Genomic DNA, 16,220 nt, shown 5'->3' on the forward strand with positions numbered 1-16,220 from the left:
GCACCCCCGGCGAGCTTGGGCCCCCAGGCCGCCGGGCGGTCCGGTGCCACGGGCACACCCGACGCACTTGGCCCCGCCCAGGCCGCCGAGCGATCCCGAGCCCTGGCCACACACGACGGATGCGGGACGATCCGAGGCCACAGGCACACCCGGCGAGCTTGGGCCTACCCAGGCCGCCGGGCGGTCCCGAGCCCTGGCCACACCCAGCGGATCCGGGGACCTCGCCCGGACAGCGGGACGATCCGGGGCCACGGGCACGCCCACCGAGCTTGGGCCCACCCAGGCCGCCAGGCGGTCCCGAGCCCTGGCCACGCCCGACGGGCTCGGGGGCCCGCTCAGGTGGCCGGGTGGTCCGGGGCCACGGGTGCGTTCGGCGGGTGTGTGGGCGTGGGGTCGGGGTCCGCGCGGGTGGTCGGGGCCGGGGACGGGCCGGTCGTCGCTCCGGCGGGCGGCGGGACGACGCGGTCGTGCCGGACGTCGTGGCCGACCCGGCGCCGGGTCCAGGTGCGGTGCCCGGCGTCGACGAGCGTGAGACTGGTGACGGCCCGGGGCGCCGGGCTGACCACGATCACCTTGTTCGGCCGGTAGCCGGACCAGGGTGTGCCCCGGGCACTGGCCCCGCCGTGGGTCGGCGCGGGCGGGGCGAGCGGGTTGCCGCAGGCGCAGCGCACCCGGGGCATGCCCCGGTCGTCCACTAGGACGGCGGTGCCGGCCTGGAGCACGGCCTGGTAGTCGTCCGCCCTGCGGGTCCGGTAGGCGTGGTTGGTGACCCGGGTGTCGGAGCCGAGCACGACGGGGGTCAGACCGCGCAGGTAGGCGGGCAGCGCCGCCCGTCCGACCCCGACGACGCCGGCGAAGGCGTCGGCCCTGGCCGGGTCCGCCGTGAGATAGCGGATGTGCCGCTCGACGTCGCAGTGGGCGACGCGCGGGGTGCCCCGGTACAGGCCGGGGGTCGAGCCGGACACGGTGCGGGCCGCGCGCAGGGGCGCCGCCAGCTCCCCGGCGGAGATCGTGGCGCCGGTCCGGGGGGACTCGCTGACGGGACCGGTGGCCGCGGAGTCGGTGAAGGGACCGGGCCCCCGGTCCGCGACGCCCTGCAGGAAGACGAGATCGCCCACCCGGGTCTGCTTGACGCCGGTGCCCGCGCAACCGGCCACGAGCAGCGCGGCCCAGAGCACGCAGGCCGCGACCAGGGTTCGGGTGGGGATCCGCACCGCACACTCCACATCACTATGGGTGATTACGCCCTATTGTTGGCATCGCACGGGTTTGGCTGGCAACTCGGGGAACGCCGCGCCGGAAGCGGCGACGGCACAGCCGTACGGAAGGGCGCGCACAGCCGTGGAGTGGTTCACCGCACCCGACTACTGGCTGAGCCGGCTGGTCCTCCAGCGGGCCCTGGCCGCCGTGTACCTGGTCGCGTTCCTGTCGGCGGCCCTGCAGTTCCGCGCCCTGCTGGGCGAGCGCGGCATGCTGCCGGTCCCCCGCTTCACGGCCCGGGTGCCCTTCCGCCGCGCCCCGAGCCTGTTCCAGCTGCACTACTCCGACCGCTTCTTCGCCGGCTGCGCCTGGGCGGGCTGCGCGGTGTCGGCGGCGCTGCTGGCCGGGGCGGACGCGTGCCTGCCGCTGTGGGCGGGGATCGTGCTGTGGCTGGTGCCGTGGGCGCTGTACCTGTCGATCGTGAACGTGGGCCAGACGTGGTACGCGTTCGGGTGGGAGTCGCTGCTGCTGGAGACCGGCTTCCTGGCCGCGTTCCTCGGCAACGGCGAGGTGGCGCCGCCGGTGGTCGTGCTGTTCCTGCTGCGCTGGATCCTGTTCCGGGTGGAGTTCGGCGCCGGGCTGATCAAGCTGCGCGGCGACGCCTGCTGGCGGAAGCTGACCTGTCTGGACTACCACCACGAGACCCAGCCGATGCCGGGCCCGCTGAGCTGGTTCTTCCACCATCTGCCGAGGCCGCTGCACCGGGTGGAGGTGGCCGCCAACCACGTCACCCAGCTGGTGGTGCCGTTCCTGCTGTTCGCCCCGCAGCCGTTCGCGTCGGCCGCCGCCGCCCTGATGATCGTCACCCAGCTGTGGCTGGTGCTCTCCGGGAACTTCTCCTGGCTGAACTGGATCACCATCGTGCTGGCCCTGTCCGCGCTGCGGCTGCCGGCGACGGCGCGCCCGGGCACAGCGGCGCCGCTGTGGTACGAGGTGCTGGTGCTCGCGGTCGGCGCGCTGCTGCTCTTCCTGAGCCACCGCCCCGTGCTGAACATGATCTCCCGCCGCCAGGTGATGAACCGGTCCTTCGACCCGCTGCACCTGGTCAACACCTACGGCGCGTTCGGCAGCGTCAGCCGGGTCCGCTACGAGGTGGTGGTCGAGGGCACCCTGGACGATCCCCCGCGCGCGGACTCGGACTGGCGGGAGTACGCCTTCAAGGGCAAGCCCGGCGATCCGGGGCGCTGGCCGCGCCAGTTCGCCCCCTACCACCTGCGCCTGGACTGGCTGATGTGGTTCGCCGCGCTGTCGCCGGCTTACGCCGGGGAGTGGTTCGGCGCCCTGGTGGAACGCCTGCTGGAGAACGACCGGGACACCCTGAGGCTGCTGCGCCGCTCCCCGTTCCCGCCGGGCACCCCGCCCCGCCATGTGCGGGCCCGGCTGTTCCGCTACCGGTACACCAGCCCGCGGGAACTGCGGGAGACGGGGGCGTGCTGGGAGCGGACGTTCGTACGGGAGTACCTGCCGCCGACGCGGCTGGCGGGGCCGGCTCAGAGGGCGTAGACACGCGTCGCGGTGGACTCGGACAGTGCCGTGCGCCCCGCCTCGGCGAGGTGGGAGGTCGGTTCCCGCGCGGTGTGCAGCACCTGCGCGCAGGAGGCGGCCGGGGTGCGCACCGGCCAGTCGGAGCCGGACATCGGCCCACCGGGGCCGAAGGCGTCCGGCGCGATGTCCGCGTAGGGGCGCGGGGCACCGGCCGTCCGGGCGCCGGGGGCGGCCTCGGTGCACGTGGGCGGGGTGGAGGAGTGGCTGCGGGGGCGGGTCGGGGGCGCTGAGCGGTGAGACCTCGTCCCGGCCGGGGCCCGGCGCGGCCCGGCGAGCCGGCGCCGGGCCCCGCGGTGGGCGGCTCCCCGCGGGTTCAGGGGCGGACGAACCTGAGGGTGACGAGTTCGAACGGGCGCAGGCGCACGGTGATCCGCTCGCCCTCGCGTGCGCCGGGCCGGCCCTCGGACAGCGGGCGTTCCAGCAGGTCGGTGGCGATGACGTCGGTGAACGGGAAGCCGGTCGTCAGGGTCGCCCGGGCCCGGCCGCCGTGGGCCTCGTGGAAGCGGACGACCACGTCCCCGCTGCCGTCGTCGGCGAGTTTCACCGCCGTCACCACCACCGCGTCGTCGTCCACGGTGACCAGCGGGGCGACCGCGCCGGCGCCGCTCGTGCGCCGCTCCGGCAGGTTGATCCGCCAGCCCTCGCGGACCGCGTCGCCGACCGTGGCGCCGGGGACCAGGGCGTGCCGGAAGCGGTGGACGCCCTGATCCGTCTCCGGGTCGGGGAAGCGCGGGGCGCGCAGCAGGGACACCCGGACGGTGGTGGTCGTGCCGCGGTCGCCGCCGGTGCGGACGGCGCGGGTCACGTCGTGGCCGTACGTGCAGTCGTTGACGACCGCCACGCCCCAGCCGGGCTCCTCCACGTGCACGAAGCGGTGGTTGCACGCCTCGAACCTGGCGGCCTCCCACGAGGTGTTGGTGTGGGTGGGGCGGAACACGTGCCCGAACTGGGTCTCGGACGCGTACCGTTCGGCGTGCAGGTCGAGGGGGAAGGCCAGCTTCAGGAACTTCTCCGTCTCGTGCCAGTCCACCTCGGTGTCGATGAGCAGCCGGCGCTCCCCCGGGGGCAGGGACAGCAGCTGGGTCGCCCGGGAGGACCCGAAGGCCCGGACGATCCGCACCGAGGCGCCGTCCGCGCCGGCCGTGACCGACTCCGCCTCGGTGAGGTCGGTGACGGTGTTGCGGTAGAAGGAGTCGACGTCCCAGGCGTCCCACATGTTCGGGAGGTCCGGGTGGAGCTGGAGGAGGTTCGCGGCCCTGCCCGGGGCGATCGCCTCGCGGTCGGCGGCGGGGTCGTAGGCGGAGACGACCAGGCCCCGGGCGTCCACGGTGATCCGCAGCAGGCCGTTGTCCAGCGTGAACCCGCCGTCCTCGCGGGGCGTGAGCGTGCTGGTGCCCGGTGCCTGGGGGGCGCCGGCGCCGCCCGCCGGGACACCGTGGCGGGCGTGCGGGGCGGAGTTGAACAGCAGCGGGGCCGTGCCCTTCCCGGCCAGCGCGCGCTGGGCGGTGTCGATGAGCGCGGTCAGCTCGGCGGTCAGCCGCTCGTAGGTCGCCCGGGCCTCCCGGTGCACCCAGGCGATGGACGAGCCGGGCAGGATGTCGTGGAACTGGTGCAGCAGGACCGTCTTCCAGATGCGGTCCAACTCCTCGTAGGGGTAGGCGGCCCCGGTGCGTACGGACGCGGTGGCCGCCCAGAGTTCGGCCTCGCGCAGCAGGTGCTCGCAAGTCCGGTTGCCCTGCTTGGTGCGGGCCTGGCTGGTGAGGGTGGCGCGGTGCAGTTCGAGGTACAGCTCGCCGACCCAGACCGGCGGTTCGGGGTACTCGGCCTCTGCCTGCTCGAAGAACGCGCGCGGTGTCTCCCAGCGGACGGTGGCCGAGCCCTCCAGGTCGCGCAGCCGGGCCGCCTTGGCGACCATCTCCCGTGTGGTGCCGCCGCCTCCGTCGCCCCAGCCGGTGGGTGCCAGGGAGTGCCGGGCCCTGCCCTTGTCCCGGAAGTTGCGTACCGCGTGGGCGATCTCACCGCCCTTCATCGAGCAGTTGTAGGTGTCGATCGGCGGGAAGTGCGTGAAGACGCGGGTGCCGTCGATGCCCTCCCAGTGGAAGGTGTGGTGCGGGAACTCGTTGGTCTGCGACCAGGAGATCTTCTGCGTCAGCAGCCACTTGGAGCCGGCCGCCTTGATGATCTGCGGCAGGCCCGCGGCGAAGCCGAAGGTGTCCGGGAGCCATGCCTCCTCGTTCTCGACGCCGAACTCGTCCAGGAAGAACCGCTTGCCGTGCACGAACTGCCGGGCCATCGCCTCCGAGCCGGGCATGTTGGTGTCCGACTCCACCCACATCCCGCCGGCCGGCACGAACCGCCCCTCGGCGACGGCCTCTTTCACCCGGGCCCACACCTCGGGCCGGTGCTCCTTCACCCACGCCCACTGCTGCGCCTGGGACATGGCGAAGACGAAGTCCGGCTCGTCCTCCAGCAGCGCGGTCATGCTGGACACCGTCCGGGCCACCTTGCGCACGGTCTCCCTGAGCGGCCACAGCCAGGCGGAGTCGATGTGCGCGTGCCCGACGGCGCCGAGCCGGTGCGCGGAGGGCACGGCGGGGGCCGAGAGCACGCCGGTGAGCTGCCGGCGGGCCCGGCCGGCGGTGGCGTTCACGTCCTGGAGGTCGACGAGGTCCAGGGCCCGGTCGACCGCGCGCAGGATGTCCCAGCGGCGTGGGGAGTCCACGGGCAGCTCGGCCATCAGCTCGCCCAGCACCTCCAGGTCCATGACCAGCTGCCACACGGTCTCGTCGAACACGGCGAGGTCCATGCGGGCGAGGGTGTACTGCGGGTCGTCCCCGGCGGTGCCCTTGTCGCCGAGCCGGGTCGGCCGGAAGGGGTGGTGGCCGAAGATGACCGGGTTGGAGGCGGCCTCGACGTGCAGCCGCACCTCCTCGCCGCCCGCGACGGGCGCGCCGATCCGCACCCACTGGTTGCGCGGGTTGAGGCCCTTCACCGGGGTGCCGTCGGGCCGGTAGACCAGGCCCTCGCACTGGAAGCCGGGCATGTTCTCGTCGAAGCCCAGGTCGAGCAGGGCCTCGACGGTCCGGCCGGCCCACGCCTCGGGCACGGTCCCGGTGACCCGGAACCAGCTGGTGCCCCAGGGAGCGCCCCAGCGGGCGCCCACCTCGATCGGCTCGGGCTCGGCGGCGAGTCCCTCGGCGACCGGCACGGGTTCGCCGGGCGCGTGCCACACCGCGACCCGGAGCGGGACGGAATCGGGGTACACGGCAGGGCGGATACGTTCGTCGAGCACGCGCCTGAGGCGGGCTTCCACCAGCGTGCGGTCGTCATGCATGCGGGGTGCTCCCTGTGGGTTTCCGGGGTGATGACCGGGGGCGGTTACCAGGGGTCGGTGACGATGACGGGGTCCGGGGCGTTGTAGTGCTCCCCCACGGCGCGCACTTCGAACCGTCCGGCCGGCCCGCCCCGCCCGGGCCGCGTGACCGGCCGCCCCGGTCCGACGGCCTCCCGGCGTAACGTCCCCTCGACGTACCGGCCCCGGCGGTGCACAGTTCTCCCTACGCGCCCTCGTACCGACGGGTAACCGATGGGGCGCGCAGTCGACGACCAGCCGAGGAGTGTCCGTGAGCAGCTGGGCCGGCCGGAGTGCCGCCGAGATCGCCGCCGCCGTCCGCGAGAAGCGGGTCACACCCCGGGAGGTGGTGGCCGAACACCTCGCGCGGATCGAGCGGTTCGACGGCCGGATCGGGGCGTTCCGGAAGGTCCGGGAGCGGGCGGCGCTCGCCGAGGCCGACGAGGTGGCCGCCCGCACGGATCTGGCCGGGCTGCCGCTCGCGGGCGTGCCGGTGGCGGTCAAGGACAACCTGCCGGTGCGCGGCGAGTCGTGCCGCAACGGCTCCGCCGCCACCCCGGACACCCCGGCCGCCGAGGACCACGTGACGGTGGCCCGGCTGCGCGCGGCGGGCGCGGTGGTGGTCGGGGTGACGAACGTGCCGGAGCTGTGCGTCTTCGCCACCACCGAGGGCCCGTACGGCATCGCCCGCAACCCGTGGGACCCGTCCCGCACGGCGGGGGGCTCCTCCGGCGGCAGCGCGGCGGCGGTGGCCGCGGGCCTGGTGCCGCTGGCGCTGGGCAACGACGGGATGGGCTCGCTGCGCATCCCGGCCGCGAACTGCGGGCTGGTCACGCTGAAGCCGGGGCCGGACGTGGTGCCGGCCGGGATCGGGCACGGCGACTGGTTCGGGATGGCGGAGAACGGGCCGCTGGCCACGACGGTGGAGGATCTGCGGCTGATGCTGGGCGTCCTCGCCGGCCCGGAGACCGTACGGCGCGAGGAGCGCGGTCCGCACGGGATCGCCGTCGCGCTGCGCAGCCCGCTCGCCGGGGTGCCAGTGAGCCGACCGTATACGAACGCGGTCCGGCGGGCGGCCGGGGCGCTGGCGCGGTCCGGGCACCGGGTGCGGCGCGCCGAGCCGCCGTACCCGCTGTCCCTCGGTGTGACCGCGCTCGGGCACTGGACGGCCGGGACGGCGGTGGACGCGGAGGGCATGGACCCGGCCCGGCTGGCCCGCCGGACCCGGGTGCACGCGGCCGTGGGCCGCCGCTTCACGCGCGCGGTCGGGGGCGGCGCGGCCCGGGAGCGGCTGCGCGCCCGGCTGACGCCGTTCTTCACCGAGCACGACGTGCTGCTCACCCCGGCGCTGGCCCGCCGTTCCCCGCAGGCCGGGCCGTGGCACGAGCGCGGCTGGCTGCGCAACGTCCTCGCCGACTCCGCCTACTCGCCGTTCACTCCGCCGTGGAACCTGACCGGCTGGCCGGCGATGTCCGTCCCGGTGGGCACGCTGCCCTCGGGCGCGCCCTGTGCCGTGCAGCTGGTGGGCCGGCCGGGCACGGAGTCCGTACTGCTGGGCGTGGCCGAGGAGTTGGAGGAGCTGATCCCCTGGCGGCGGACGGCGCCGGTGGCGGAGCACCGGTGGCGGTCGAACCGTCGCTAGTCCAGCGCCCGGTACATGATGTGCAGCCCCACCCTGCCGTGGCGGGGGTGGTCGAACGCCTCCGGGACCGTGCCGAGCACGGTGAAGCCGAGAGACGTCCACAGGGCGACGGCGGGGTTCGTCTCGACCACGGCGTTGAAGACCATGGCGCGGTAGCCGTGCGTACGGGCCTCGGCCAGCACACGGGTGGCGAGGGCGCGGCCGATGCCGCGGCCGGAGTGGTCCGGGTCGGCCATGAAGCCGGCGTTCGCGACACGGGCCGCCGGTCCGCCGTAGTTGGGGGTGAGGTAGGCCGAGCCGACCACGCCCCCGCCCTCGTCCTCCGCGACGTAGACCCGCTTGGCCGGGCTCATCCACAGCGCGCGGGCCGCTTCCTCCGTGGTGCCGGGGTCCCAGGCGTAGGTCTCGGCGGCGGCGACGATCCGGTGCCAGAAAGGCCAGATCCGCGGCCAGTCCCCGGCCGTGGCTTCTCTGATCAGCATGGGCGCGAGTGTGTCACGCCCATGCGGGCGGTGATCGCGGCGGGCCCGGCCGGGGGTCAGTCCACGCTCGGCAGGATGTGCGGCTCGGCCAGGTCTTCCTCGTACCCGGCGAGGCGGATCGGGGCGGAGCGGGCCCACACCTCCAGGCTGCCGAGTTCTCCGGGGCGGCGGCCCCTGCGCTCCGCGCGTTCCTCGGGGCGCTGTTCGCGATTCGTCTTCTCCGGTGTCACCGCGCACTCCTTATGTGTCGGGTCACCCTCGGGGCGTACCGGACAGTCTGCGCCACGGCGCTGGACGCCCGCTCGGGTCTGGATGGAAGGCCGGGTTCGGACGCGGTGGCGCCGGTTCCACTGTGCCGGAGCGGGCCGTTGTGGCCGGCGTGCCCCAGGACGGACGGTGGGTGTGGGTGAGACCCCGTACTGTTGTCCGCCGCATCCAGGTTAACCAAATGAGCGGGCATCCGCTCGATAGGGAATGCAAACAAGCTGTAACCGCTGTGCTTCGGGCGGCCGCCCAATCACCCCCAATATGGGGCCTTTTCACACAAGATGCTCACTCGTACGACATCCGAAATCACCCGGACGGCGGACGCGAACGAACGCCTCTTCGAAATAAGTTGAGGGTGGCCAGCCGACCGGGCGCAGTTCAAGTGCCGTTGGCCGGACGGAAAGCCGGTCATGATCTGCTGACGCGGCAACGGCTGTCTCGCGGAAGGACTGACGCATGGAGCTGCGCAGCGTCGAGGAGCTGATGGACCTGCTGTACGCCGGCCCGCACCGGCACGCGCTGCGGGCCGCCGCGCTGCTGCGCCGCGGCCGTCCCGCCGACAAGGAGTTGCAGGTGGCCGCTCTGGTGCGGGGCATCGGGCCGGTGCTGAGCCCGGGCGACGAGGCGGCCCGGGCCGGTCGCGCCGCCGACGCGGTGCGCGCCCTGCTCGGGGAGCGGGTGTCCCGGCTGGTCCGCGCGGACGCGGAGGCGGCCGACGACGATGTGGTGCGGCTGCGCCAGGCCGAGGAGGAGGGCCGCACGCCCGGTTTCGACGCGGGAGTGCTGGAGGACTGGCGCACCGTGCTGGAACTGGTGGCGGCCCACCGGACCCGGCTCGGCGCGGTCGACTGAGGCGCGGCGGCCGGGGCACGACGGCCGGGACGCGGCGGGCGGCGGGGACACAGCGGGCTGAAGCCGGTTCGGCCGAGGTCCGCCCGGCCGCCGCCGCTCAGGCCGACGCCCGCCCCGCGCCTACCACTTGCCGGGCTCGTAGTCCTTCAGGAAGACGCCGTACAGGTCCTCGCCCGCCTCGCCGCGCACGACCGGGTCGTAGACGCGGGCGGCGCCGTCGATCAGGTCGAGCGGGGCGTGGAAGCCGGCCTCGGCGAGGCGCAGCTTGTCGTAGTGGGGGCGCTCGTCGGTGATCCAGCCGGTGTCGACGGAGGTCATCAGGATCCGGTCGGACTCGAACATCTCCTGGGCGCTGGTGCGCGTCACCATGTTCATCGCGGCCTTGGCGGCGTTGGTGTTGGGGTGGCCCGCGCCCTTGTAGCCACGGCTGAAGACGCCTTCCATGGCCGAGACGTTCACGACGTACGCCCGTCCGCTCGCGGCCTTCCCGGCGGCTGCCGCCATGGCCGGGCGGAGCTTGCTGATCAGGATGAACGGGGACGTGTAGTTGCACAGCTGGGTTTCCAGCAGCTCCACCGGGGAGATCTGGTCGATGGTCTGCACCCAGGTGTTGCTCTCCACCACGTCGGGGAGCAGGCCGCCCGCGTCGATGGCGGTGCCGTCGAGGTGCCGGGCGACGCTGGCGTTGCCCGCGACGAGCGCGAGGTCGGCCACCTTCTGCGCGTCCAGGCCGCTGGTGCCGACGGGCAGCGCGGCCAGGCCGTCCACCGCGCCGGAGTTGAAGGCGCCGATGACGTGGTGGGCGGGCAGCTCGCCGGCGGGCAGCGGGGCGCTCTCGCCGTCGACCAGGGCGGCGTAGGCGGAGGGCAGGCGGCGCACGGTCTGCGTGGCGTTGTTGATCAGGATGTCCAGCGGGCCGGCCTCGGCGACCTGCTCGGCCAGCGCGACGGCCTGGGCCGGGTCGCGCAGGTCGATGCCGACGACCTCCAGCCGGTGCAGCCAGTCCGCCGAGTCCTCCATCGCCTTGAAGCGGCGGATGGCGTCCTTGGGGAAGCGGGTCGTGACGGTCGTGTGGGCGCCGTCACGCAGCAGCCGCAGCGCGATGTACATGCCGATCTTGGCCCGTCCGCCGGTGAGCAGGGCGCGCTTGCCGGTGAGGTCGGCGCGGGCGTCGCGCTTGGCGCGGTTGAGCCGGGCGCAGTCGGGACAGAGCTGGTGGTAGAAGTAGTCGACTTCCACGTACCGGGTCTTGCAGGTGTAGCAGGAGCGCGGGCGCTGGAGTATGCCCGCGATGTTGCCGGCCTCCACCTTCGAGGAGGGCAGGATGCCTTCCGTCTCGTCGTCGATGCGCTCGGCCGAGCCGGTGGCGGTGGCCTCGGTGACGGCGCGGTCGTGGGCGGTCTTGGCGGCCCGGCGTTCCTGGCGGCGGCGCTGCTTGACCACGCGGTAGACGTGCGAGGTGGCCCGGCGCACCTTGATCGCGTCGGGGTGGTCGACGTCGAGCCGGTCCAGTTCCTCCAGCACGCTCAGGCAGACGGCGAGCCGCTCCGGGTCGATCCCGGGCCCGTAGACCATCTCGTCCATGGACGCCGAGCCGTCCTCTGTCACCGTCATCGCGCTGCCGTTTCCCTGGTCACCCGCGCAGCGCTCCGACTCGCGCCCGCCTTCGAACAGCGAATTTTACGGAGCGCCGGGCCGGTCGGCCAAACCGCGGCCGGATCCGCTCCCGCGGAACGCCGCCGGCCCGCCCCCCGCACACCGGATACGGGCGGGAACCGGGGTCCGCCGCAGGCCCGGTCCCCACCCGGCGCGCATCGCACAAGACGGCGCGGGCGGCACCCCGGGAGCCGGCCGTTTGGCCGGGACGCGCCCGCCGGGGGCCGCCCGGACGGTGCGGGCACGCCCCGGCCGGCTTCCCCGGCGCCGGGGGAAGCCGCCCCTCCCCTCGGCCACGAGCCGCAGCCGCCCCCGCGGGCGGGCCTTCGCGGCGCGAACCGGACGGTGCCCGACGCCGGACCTGGACCGGTTCTCAGTGGTCGCAGGCCGTCAGCAGTGCCGTCAGCTCCGCCGGCACCGCTCGCGCGAGCCGGTCCAGGTCCGGTACGGCCCGCGCGTCGGCGACCAGCCCGTAGTGCACGCGCCCGCGATACGTGGAGATCGCGACCGCCAGTGCCTGGCCGGGCGGCAGCGGGGCCAGCGGATAGACCTCGGTCAGCTCCTGGCCGCCGAGCCGCAGCCCGAAGCCGGGCAGCGGCACGCTGGTGACGAGGATGTCGAACCACAGCCGGGCGGCCTGGCCGACCAGCGGCCCGCCGAGCCGGTGGCCGAGCGCCGGGACGTGGTCGGCGAGCAGGGCCACGGCGCCGGCGCCCCGGTCGGGTCCCGCGTCCTTGTTGCGGGCCATCGCGGTGCGCACGGTGTGCAGCCGGCCGAGCGGGTCGCCCTCGTGCACCGGAAGCCGCACCAGGTAGCCGGAGAGCCGGTTGCCCTGCGGCTGGGCGGCGTGCGGACGGCGCCGGGAGACGGGGATCAGGGCGCGCGGCGCCACGCCCGCGCTGCCGTCGCCGCGCTCGTCCAGCCAGCGGCGCAGGGCCCCGGCGACGACGGCGACGAGGACGTCGTTCACCGTGCCGCCGGCGCTCTTGCGCACCCGGTGCACGTCGTCGATGTCGAGGACGACCCCGGCGGTGCGGCGGGTGCCGCTGGGCACGGAGGTGAGCGCGGGGCAGGGGCGCATGCCGAGGGTGGAGCGGGCCAGCGAGGCGCCGATGTCCAGGGTCCGGCCGAGATCGCAGAGCGCGCCCCGGACCAGTCCGGGGACCCGGGCGGGCAGCCCGCGCGCGTCGGGCAGCGGGCGGCGCCGCGGTCCGGCGGCGCGGGGCGCGCGCTCGGGCAGCCCCAACGGGTCCAGGACGCCGGCGGCGAGTTCGAGCGCGCGCAGCCCGTCGGCGAGGGCGTGGTGGAACTTGAAGAGCACCGCGAAGGACACCCCGTCGGCGCCGGGCAGCACATGCGCCTCCCACGGCGGCCGGCCGCGTTCCAGCGGGCGCTCCAGGAGCCGTCCGGCGACCGCGTGGAAGTCGTCGGCGGGGGCGTGCAGCCGGACGTGGTCGAGCGGGTCGAAGTCCGGGGCGGCCTCACGGGCGGCGCCGCCGAAGGCGTGCGGCTGCCACAGGTCGCGGATGCGCAGGCGCAGACCGGGCACGGCGGCGGCGCGCGCGGCGAGCAGGTCCGCGGCGTGCGCGCCGGCGGTGGGCGAGAGCGCGCCGAAGACCCCGAGCGCGCCGAGGTGCATCGGGTGCCGGTCGGACTCCATGTTCCAGAAGGCCAGGTCGAGGGGAGCGAGCAGGTCGGACGTCACGGGCTTGCCTCACACGTCGGCGACGGGTGGATCGGCGGTGCGGCACGGTCACCCGAGGACGGGCGGCGCCGCCCCGGGCGAGGTGCCCCAGGCGGACGGGCGCGGGCCCACGGTGAACGCGAGGGAGCCGAGGGAGCGCAGCGCGCCGGTCGTCAGATAGGTCCGTGCGTGCGGTGTCCCGTCGGTGCGTACGGCCTGGACGTAGCGGTGGGCGGCCGAGGTGCCGGGCGCGGTCACGGTGAGCCGGCCGCCCGGCCACCAGCGGCGGTCCAGGGTCAGGTCGGTCCGGTCGAACACCGGGGTGGTCAGGCCCCAGGTGCCGTAACCGGGCTGGACCGGGAACAGCCCGATGGCCGACAGCACGTGCCAGGCGGACATGGTGCCCAGGTCGTCGTTGCCGGTCAGACCCTCGGGGCTGTCGGTGAACAGGGTCAGCGCCGCGTGCACCACGTCCGTGGTCTTCCAGGGGTGGCCGGTGGAGAGGTAGGTGTACGGCGCGATGAGGTCCGGCTCGTTCATCGGGTTGTAGACGGCGGCGTTGTAGTAGGCGTACGGGTCGCCGTGCACCCACACCTCGCGCGCGGTCCGCTCCGGGTCGGCGAGCAGCCGGTCGTAGGCGAAGAAGGAGTCCAGGCGGGCCTCGGCCGCGCGGGCGCCGCCGAGCAGCGCCGTCAGGCCGGGGAGGTCCTGCGGGACGAGCCACTGGTACTGCCAGGCCGTGCCCTCGTGGAAGCCGGTGCCGCGGGCCGGGTCGGGCGGGCCGGCGAAGGCGCCGGAGGCGTCCCGGGCGCGGAAGAAGCCGGTGGCGGGGTCGAAGATGTTCCGGTAGGCGCGCGAGCGGGCGGCGTAGCGGGCGGCGTCCGCGTGATGCCCGAGGCCGCGGGCCATCTGCGCCAGCATGGCGTCGGCGAGCGCGTACTCCAGGGTGGCCGAGGCGCCGTAGTGGTAGTCGGAGTCGCCCGCCTTGGCGTACGGCCGGCCCTTGACGTAGGGGGCGAAACCCTTGGCGATGTACTCGGCGTTGGCCTCCCGGCCGACGCCCGGGTACGCGGCCGGCGGGACGCCGTCGGCGTTCTTGCGCAGCGCCCGGTAGGCCCGCTCCTCGAAGCCCTTCAGCAGGCCGGAGTGGTAGGCGGTGGTCAGGAAGGGGGTGACCGGGTCGCCGGTCATGATGTTGGTCTCGACCGGGCCGTAGCCCCACTTGGGCAGCCAGCCGCCGTCCTCGTCGACGGCGACCACGGACCGGGCCATGTCCCGGGCCTCGCGCGGCGCGAGCAGGGCCAGCAGCTGGGCCTGGGTGCGGTAGGTGTCCCACAGCGACCAGTTCTGGTAGTAGGTGAAGCCCCGGGCGCGGTGGACCCGGCGGTCCCAGCCGAGGTAGCGGCCGTCGGCGTCGCCGCCGACGTTGGGCGCGAGGTGGGCGCGGTACAGCGACGAGTAGAAGGTCCGGCGCAGCGCGGGCGTGCCGCCCCGCACCCGGACGGCGGAGAGCCGGCGCTCCCACTCCTCGCGGGCCCGGTGGCGCACGGCGTCGAAGGACCGGCCGCCCTCGGCGCGCAGGTTGGCCGCGGCGCCGCGCGCGTCCACGTACGACAGCGCGGTGGTCGCCTCGACCGTGCGGTCCCGGGTGGTGTCGAAGCGGAGGTAGGCGCCGCCGGTCCCGGTGCGGGCGCCGGGGGTGATGGTGGGGCCGGACCAGGTGCCGTGGGCGGTGAAGGGCCGGCTGAAGCGGGTGATCGTGTGGACGGTGTAGGGGCCGGTGTCCCGGCAGAAGCCGTGGCCGGTGATCTCGGTGCGCACGGTGTGGTCGTCCAGGATCTCCACCGCGCTGCCCACCGGCTTGTGCAGCGCCTGGGCCGCGTTCAGCAGGACGTTGGCCTTCCGCGTGGCCGGGAAGGTGTAGCGCTGCACGCCGGTGCGGGCGGTGGCGGTCAGCTCGGCGCGGATGCCGGAGCCGAGGCCGACCCGGTAGTAGCCGGGGCTCGCCTCCTCGTCGTCGTGCGAGAAGGCCGCCGCGTACTGCGCGTAGTCCGTCCGGGTGACGTCACCGGTGGTGGGCAGCACGGGCAGGTCGCCGCCGACGCGGCAGCCGACGCCGGAGAGATGGACCAGGGAGAAGCCGCGGATACGGTTCTGCGCGTAGTCGTAGCCGGTGCTGTGCCCGGTGTCCGGGGAGAGCTGCACCATGCCGAAGGGCACGGCGGCGCCGGGGAAGGTGTTGCCCTCGTTCCGGCTCCCGATGAACGGGTTGACCTGCTCGGTGAGGCGGCCGTCGATCCGCTCCTCGGCCCGTGCGGCGGGGGTGGCGATCAGCGCGGACGCTGCCATCACCCCGGCCATGCACCAGCGCGTGCGCCGGGTCCCTCTCATGTCGGATGACCTCCGCGGGTTGGACATCGTTGCCTGCATCCTGAGGGGCGCGCGGCGCGAACCCGGGCATTCCGAGCGATTGACGTGGAACGCGTCGCGCGCGGCCCTGTGGAGCGGTACGGCCCTCCGCGGCTCGGGCGCCCGGCGGATGCGGAGCCGGGCGGGTCAGCTCGCGGGCGGGGCGGGGCGCGGGGGGCGGGTGAGACAGCAGTCGCCGCACAGGCCGCCGCCCGGCACCCGGTAGTACAGGCAGCAGCTGCGGCGCCGGAACGACGTGCCGGCGCGCACCCCACTGGCCTGGAGCAGCGGATGGGCGAACAGCTCGGCGGTGAGGGCACGGGTGCGGGCCGCCACGTCGCCGCGGCCGTGGGCACGGGCCTTGCGGCCCAGTTCCCGGGCGGTCGCGGCCAGCGCGGAGCCCGCGTTGCCCCACAGCAGGCCGGCCGCGACGCCGTAGCGGGTCCGCAGCACCGCGGCCAAGGGCTCCAGATGGCCGTGCAGCACGGTGTCGGCGAGGGTGGGCGCGTCCCCGGGCAGGGGGCGCACCTCGGTGAGCCACAGGTCGTCGGGGGCGCTGGCGTGCACGTCCCAGCGCAGCAGGCGGGGGTCCAGGTCGGGCAGCTCGCCGTACAGGACGGCGCAGCCCAGGGCCGCCGACCACAGCCGGGCGGCCAGCCCCTGCTGGGCGAGGGAGGCGGCCACCCGCGGCTCGAAGGTCCGCAGCCGCTCCGCGACGACGGCGACCCGCGCGGCCACCGGATCCCGGTCGCACGGCGTCTGCCGCGCGTAGCCGTCCGCGAGGGCCGGCAGCCGGTGCGGGGCCGTGCCGCCGGGCGGGTCGGCGGGCGTGCGCAGGACGAAGAAGCCGCCCAGCGGGCGGAGCGCGGCGAGAGCGGGATCGAGGTGCACGACAGGCACTCCTACCAGGCGTGCCGCCGGGCCGGGACGGCGGGTGTCCGTCCGGCCGGTACGGCGGGCGGTGTCCGCCGGGAACCGGCCCGCCAACAAGTGATCGGCGCTCCGGTGTACTCCAAAAGCAGTAGGAGGCATTGCGCTCAGGTACGACGACGGGAAGATCACGGGCGGGCA

The 16,220-nt window shown here is 74.9% G+C and carries 12 protein-coding genes; 3 read left to right on the forward strand and 9 right to left on the reverse strand.

Translation table 11 applies throughout. The annotated features are described in order from the left end of the window. Window positions 1-335 precede the first annotated feature (335 nt). Window positions 336-1,214 (reverse strand): DUF6777 domain-containing protein, encoded by an 879-nt coding sequence (locus tag ACZ63H_RS20790; protein ID WP_469867059.1) that lies wholly within the window; start codon window positions 1,212-1,214, stop codon window positions 336-338. Between the two features lie 127 nt (window positions 1,215-1,341). Here ACZ63H_RS20790 and ACZ63H_RS20795 point away from each other — a divergent pair, with 127 nt between their 5' ends. After that, window positions 1,342-2,763 carry a lipase maturation factor family protein gene (locus tag ACZ63H_RS20795; RefSeq protein ID WP_469867060.1) on the forward strand — a complete coding sequence of 474 codons (1,422 nt, stop codon included), beginning with the start codon at window positions 1,342-1,344 and terminating at the stop codon, window positions 2,761-2,763. On the opposite strand, the gene ACZ63H_RS20800 is transcribed toward ACZ63H_RS20795, so the two are convergent. Together ACZ63H_RS20800 and ACZ63H_RS20805 are read right to left on the reverse strand one after the other, a co-directional pair. Then, window positions 2,751-2,897: a hypothetical protein gene (locus tag ACZ63H_RS20800; protein ID WP_469867062.1), complete on the reverse strand. Its 147-nt coding sequence runs from the start codon at window positions 2,895-2,897 to the stop codon at window positions 2,751-2,753. The genes ACZ63H_RS20795 and ACZ63H_RS20800 overlap by 13 nt on opposite strands. A 221-nt stretch (window positions 2,898-3,118) precedes the next feature. Next, window positions 3,119-6,139, reverse strand: a complete 3,021-nt coding sequence (locus ACZ63H_RS20805) for an alpha-mannosidase (protein ID WP_469867064.1) — start codon at window positions 6,137-6,139, stop codon at window positions 3,119-3,121. A gap of 289 nt (window positions 6,140-6,428) precedes the next feature. On the opposite strand from ACZ63H_RS20805, the gene ACZ63H_RS20810 reads away from it, so the two are divergent. Then, window positions 6,429-7,799: an amidase gene (locus tag ACZ63H_RS20810; protein ID WP_469867065.1), complete on the forward strand. Its 1,371-nt coding sequence runs from the start codon at window positions 6,429-6,431 to the stop codon at window positions 7,797-7,799. On the opposite strand, the gene ACZ63H_RS20815 is transcribed toward ACZ63H_RS20810, so the two are convergent. Both ACZ63H_RS20815 and ACZ63H_RS20820 read right to left on the reverse strand, forming a co-directional pair. Continuing rightward, window positions 7,796-8,281, reverse strand: coding sequence for a GNAT family N-acetyltransferase (locus ACZ63H_RS20815; protein ID WP_469867067.1), 486 nt, complete (start codon window positions 8,279-8,281; stop codon window positions 7,796-7,798). The genes ACZ63H_RS20810 and ACZ63H_RS20815 overlap by 4 nt on opposite strands. Before the next feature lie 56 nt (window positions 8,282-8,337). Next, the gene (locus ACZ63H_RS20820; protein ID WP_318200099.1) at window positions 8,338-8,511 is read right to left on the reverse strand and encodes a hypothetical protein; all 174 of its coding nucleotides are present in this window, start codon (window positions 8,509-8,511) and stop codon (window positions 8,338-8,340) included. A gap of 493 nt (window positions 8,512-9,004) precedes the next feature. Here ACZ63H_RS20820 and ACZ63H_RS20825 point away from each other — a divergent pair, with 493 nt between their 5' ends. Further along, on the forward strand, window positions 9,005-9,400 hold the full coding sequence (locus tag ACZ63H_RS20825) for a hypothetical protein (RefSeq protein WP_469867069.1): 396 nt from the start codon (window positions 9,005-9,007) through the stop codon (window positions 9,398-9,400). A gap of 120 nt (window positions 9,401-9,520) precedes the next feature. Here the strand turns inward: ACZ63H_RS20825 and ACZ63H_RS20830 are convergent, their stop codons facing one another. From ACZ63H_RS20830 to ACZ63H_RS20845, 4 genes are all read right to left on the reverse strand, one after another. After that, entirely contained in the window at window positions 9,521-11,014 is a 1,494-nt protein-coding gene (locus tag ACZ63H_RS20830; protein ID WP_469867070.1) for an SDR family NAD(P)-dependent oxidoreductase, read from the reverse strand. Between the two features lie 415 nt (window positions 11,015-11,429). Then, a complete protein-coding gene (locus ACZ63H_RS20835; RefSeq protein ID WP_469867072.1) occupies window positions 11,430-12,761 on the reverse strand; it encodes a wax ester/triacylglycerol synthase family O-acyltransferase in 1,332 nt (443 codons plus the stop codon). 48 nt (window positions 12,762-12,809) lie between these two features. After that, window positions 12,810-15,131 (reverse strand): GH92 family glycosyl hydrolase, encoded by a 2,322-nt coding sequence (locus tag ACZ63H_RS20840; RefSeq protein WP_469867074.1) that lies wholly within the window; start codon window positions 15,129-15,131, stop codon window positions 12,810-12,812. 165 nt (window positions 15,132-15,296) lie between these two features. Beyond that, window positions 15,297-16,040, reverse strand: a complete 744-nt coding sequence (locus ACZ63H_RS20845) for a (2Fe-2S)-binding protein (protein ID WP_469867075.1) — start codon at window positions 16,038-16,040, stop codon at window positions 15,297-15,299. Between the last annotated feature and the right edge of the window lie 180 nt (window positions 16,041-16,220).

The sequence above is a fragment of the Streptomyces sp. NPDC104831 genome, from assembly GCF_055583025.1.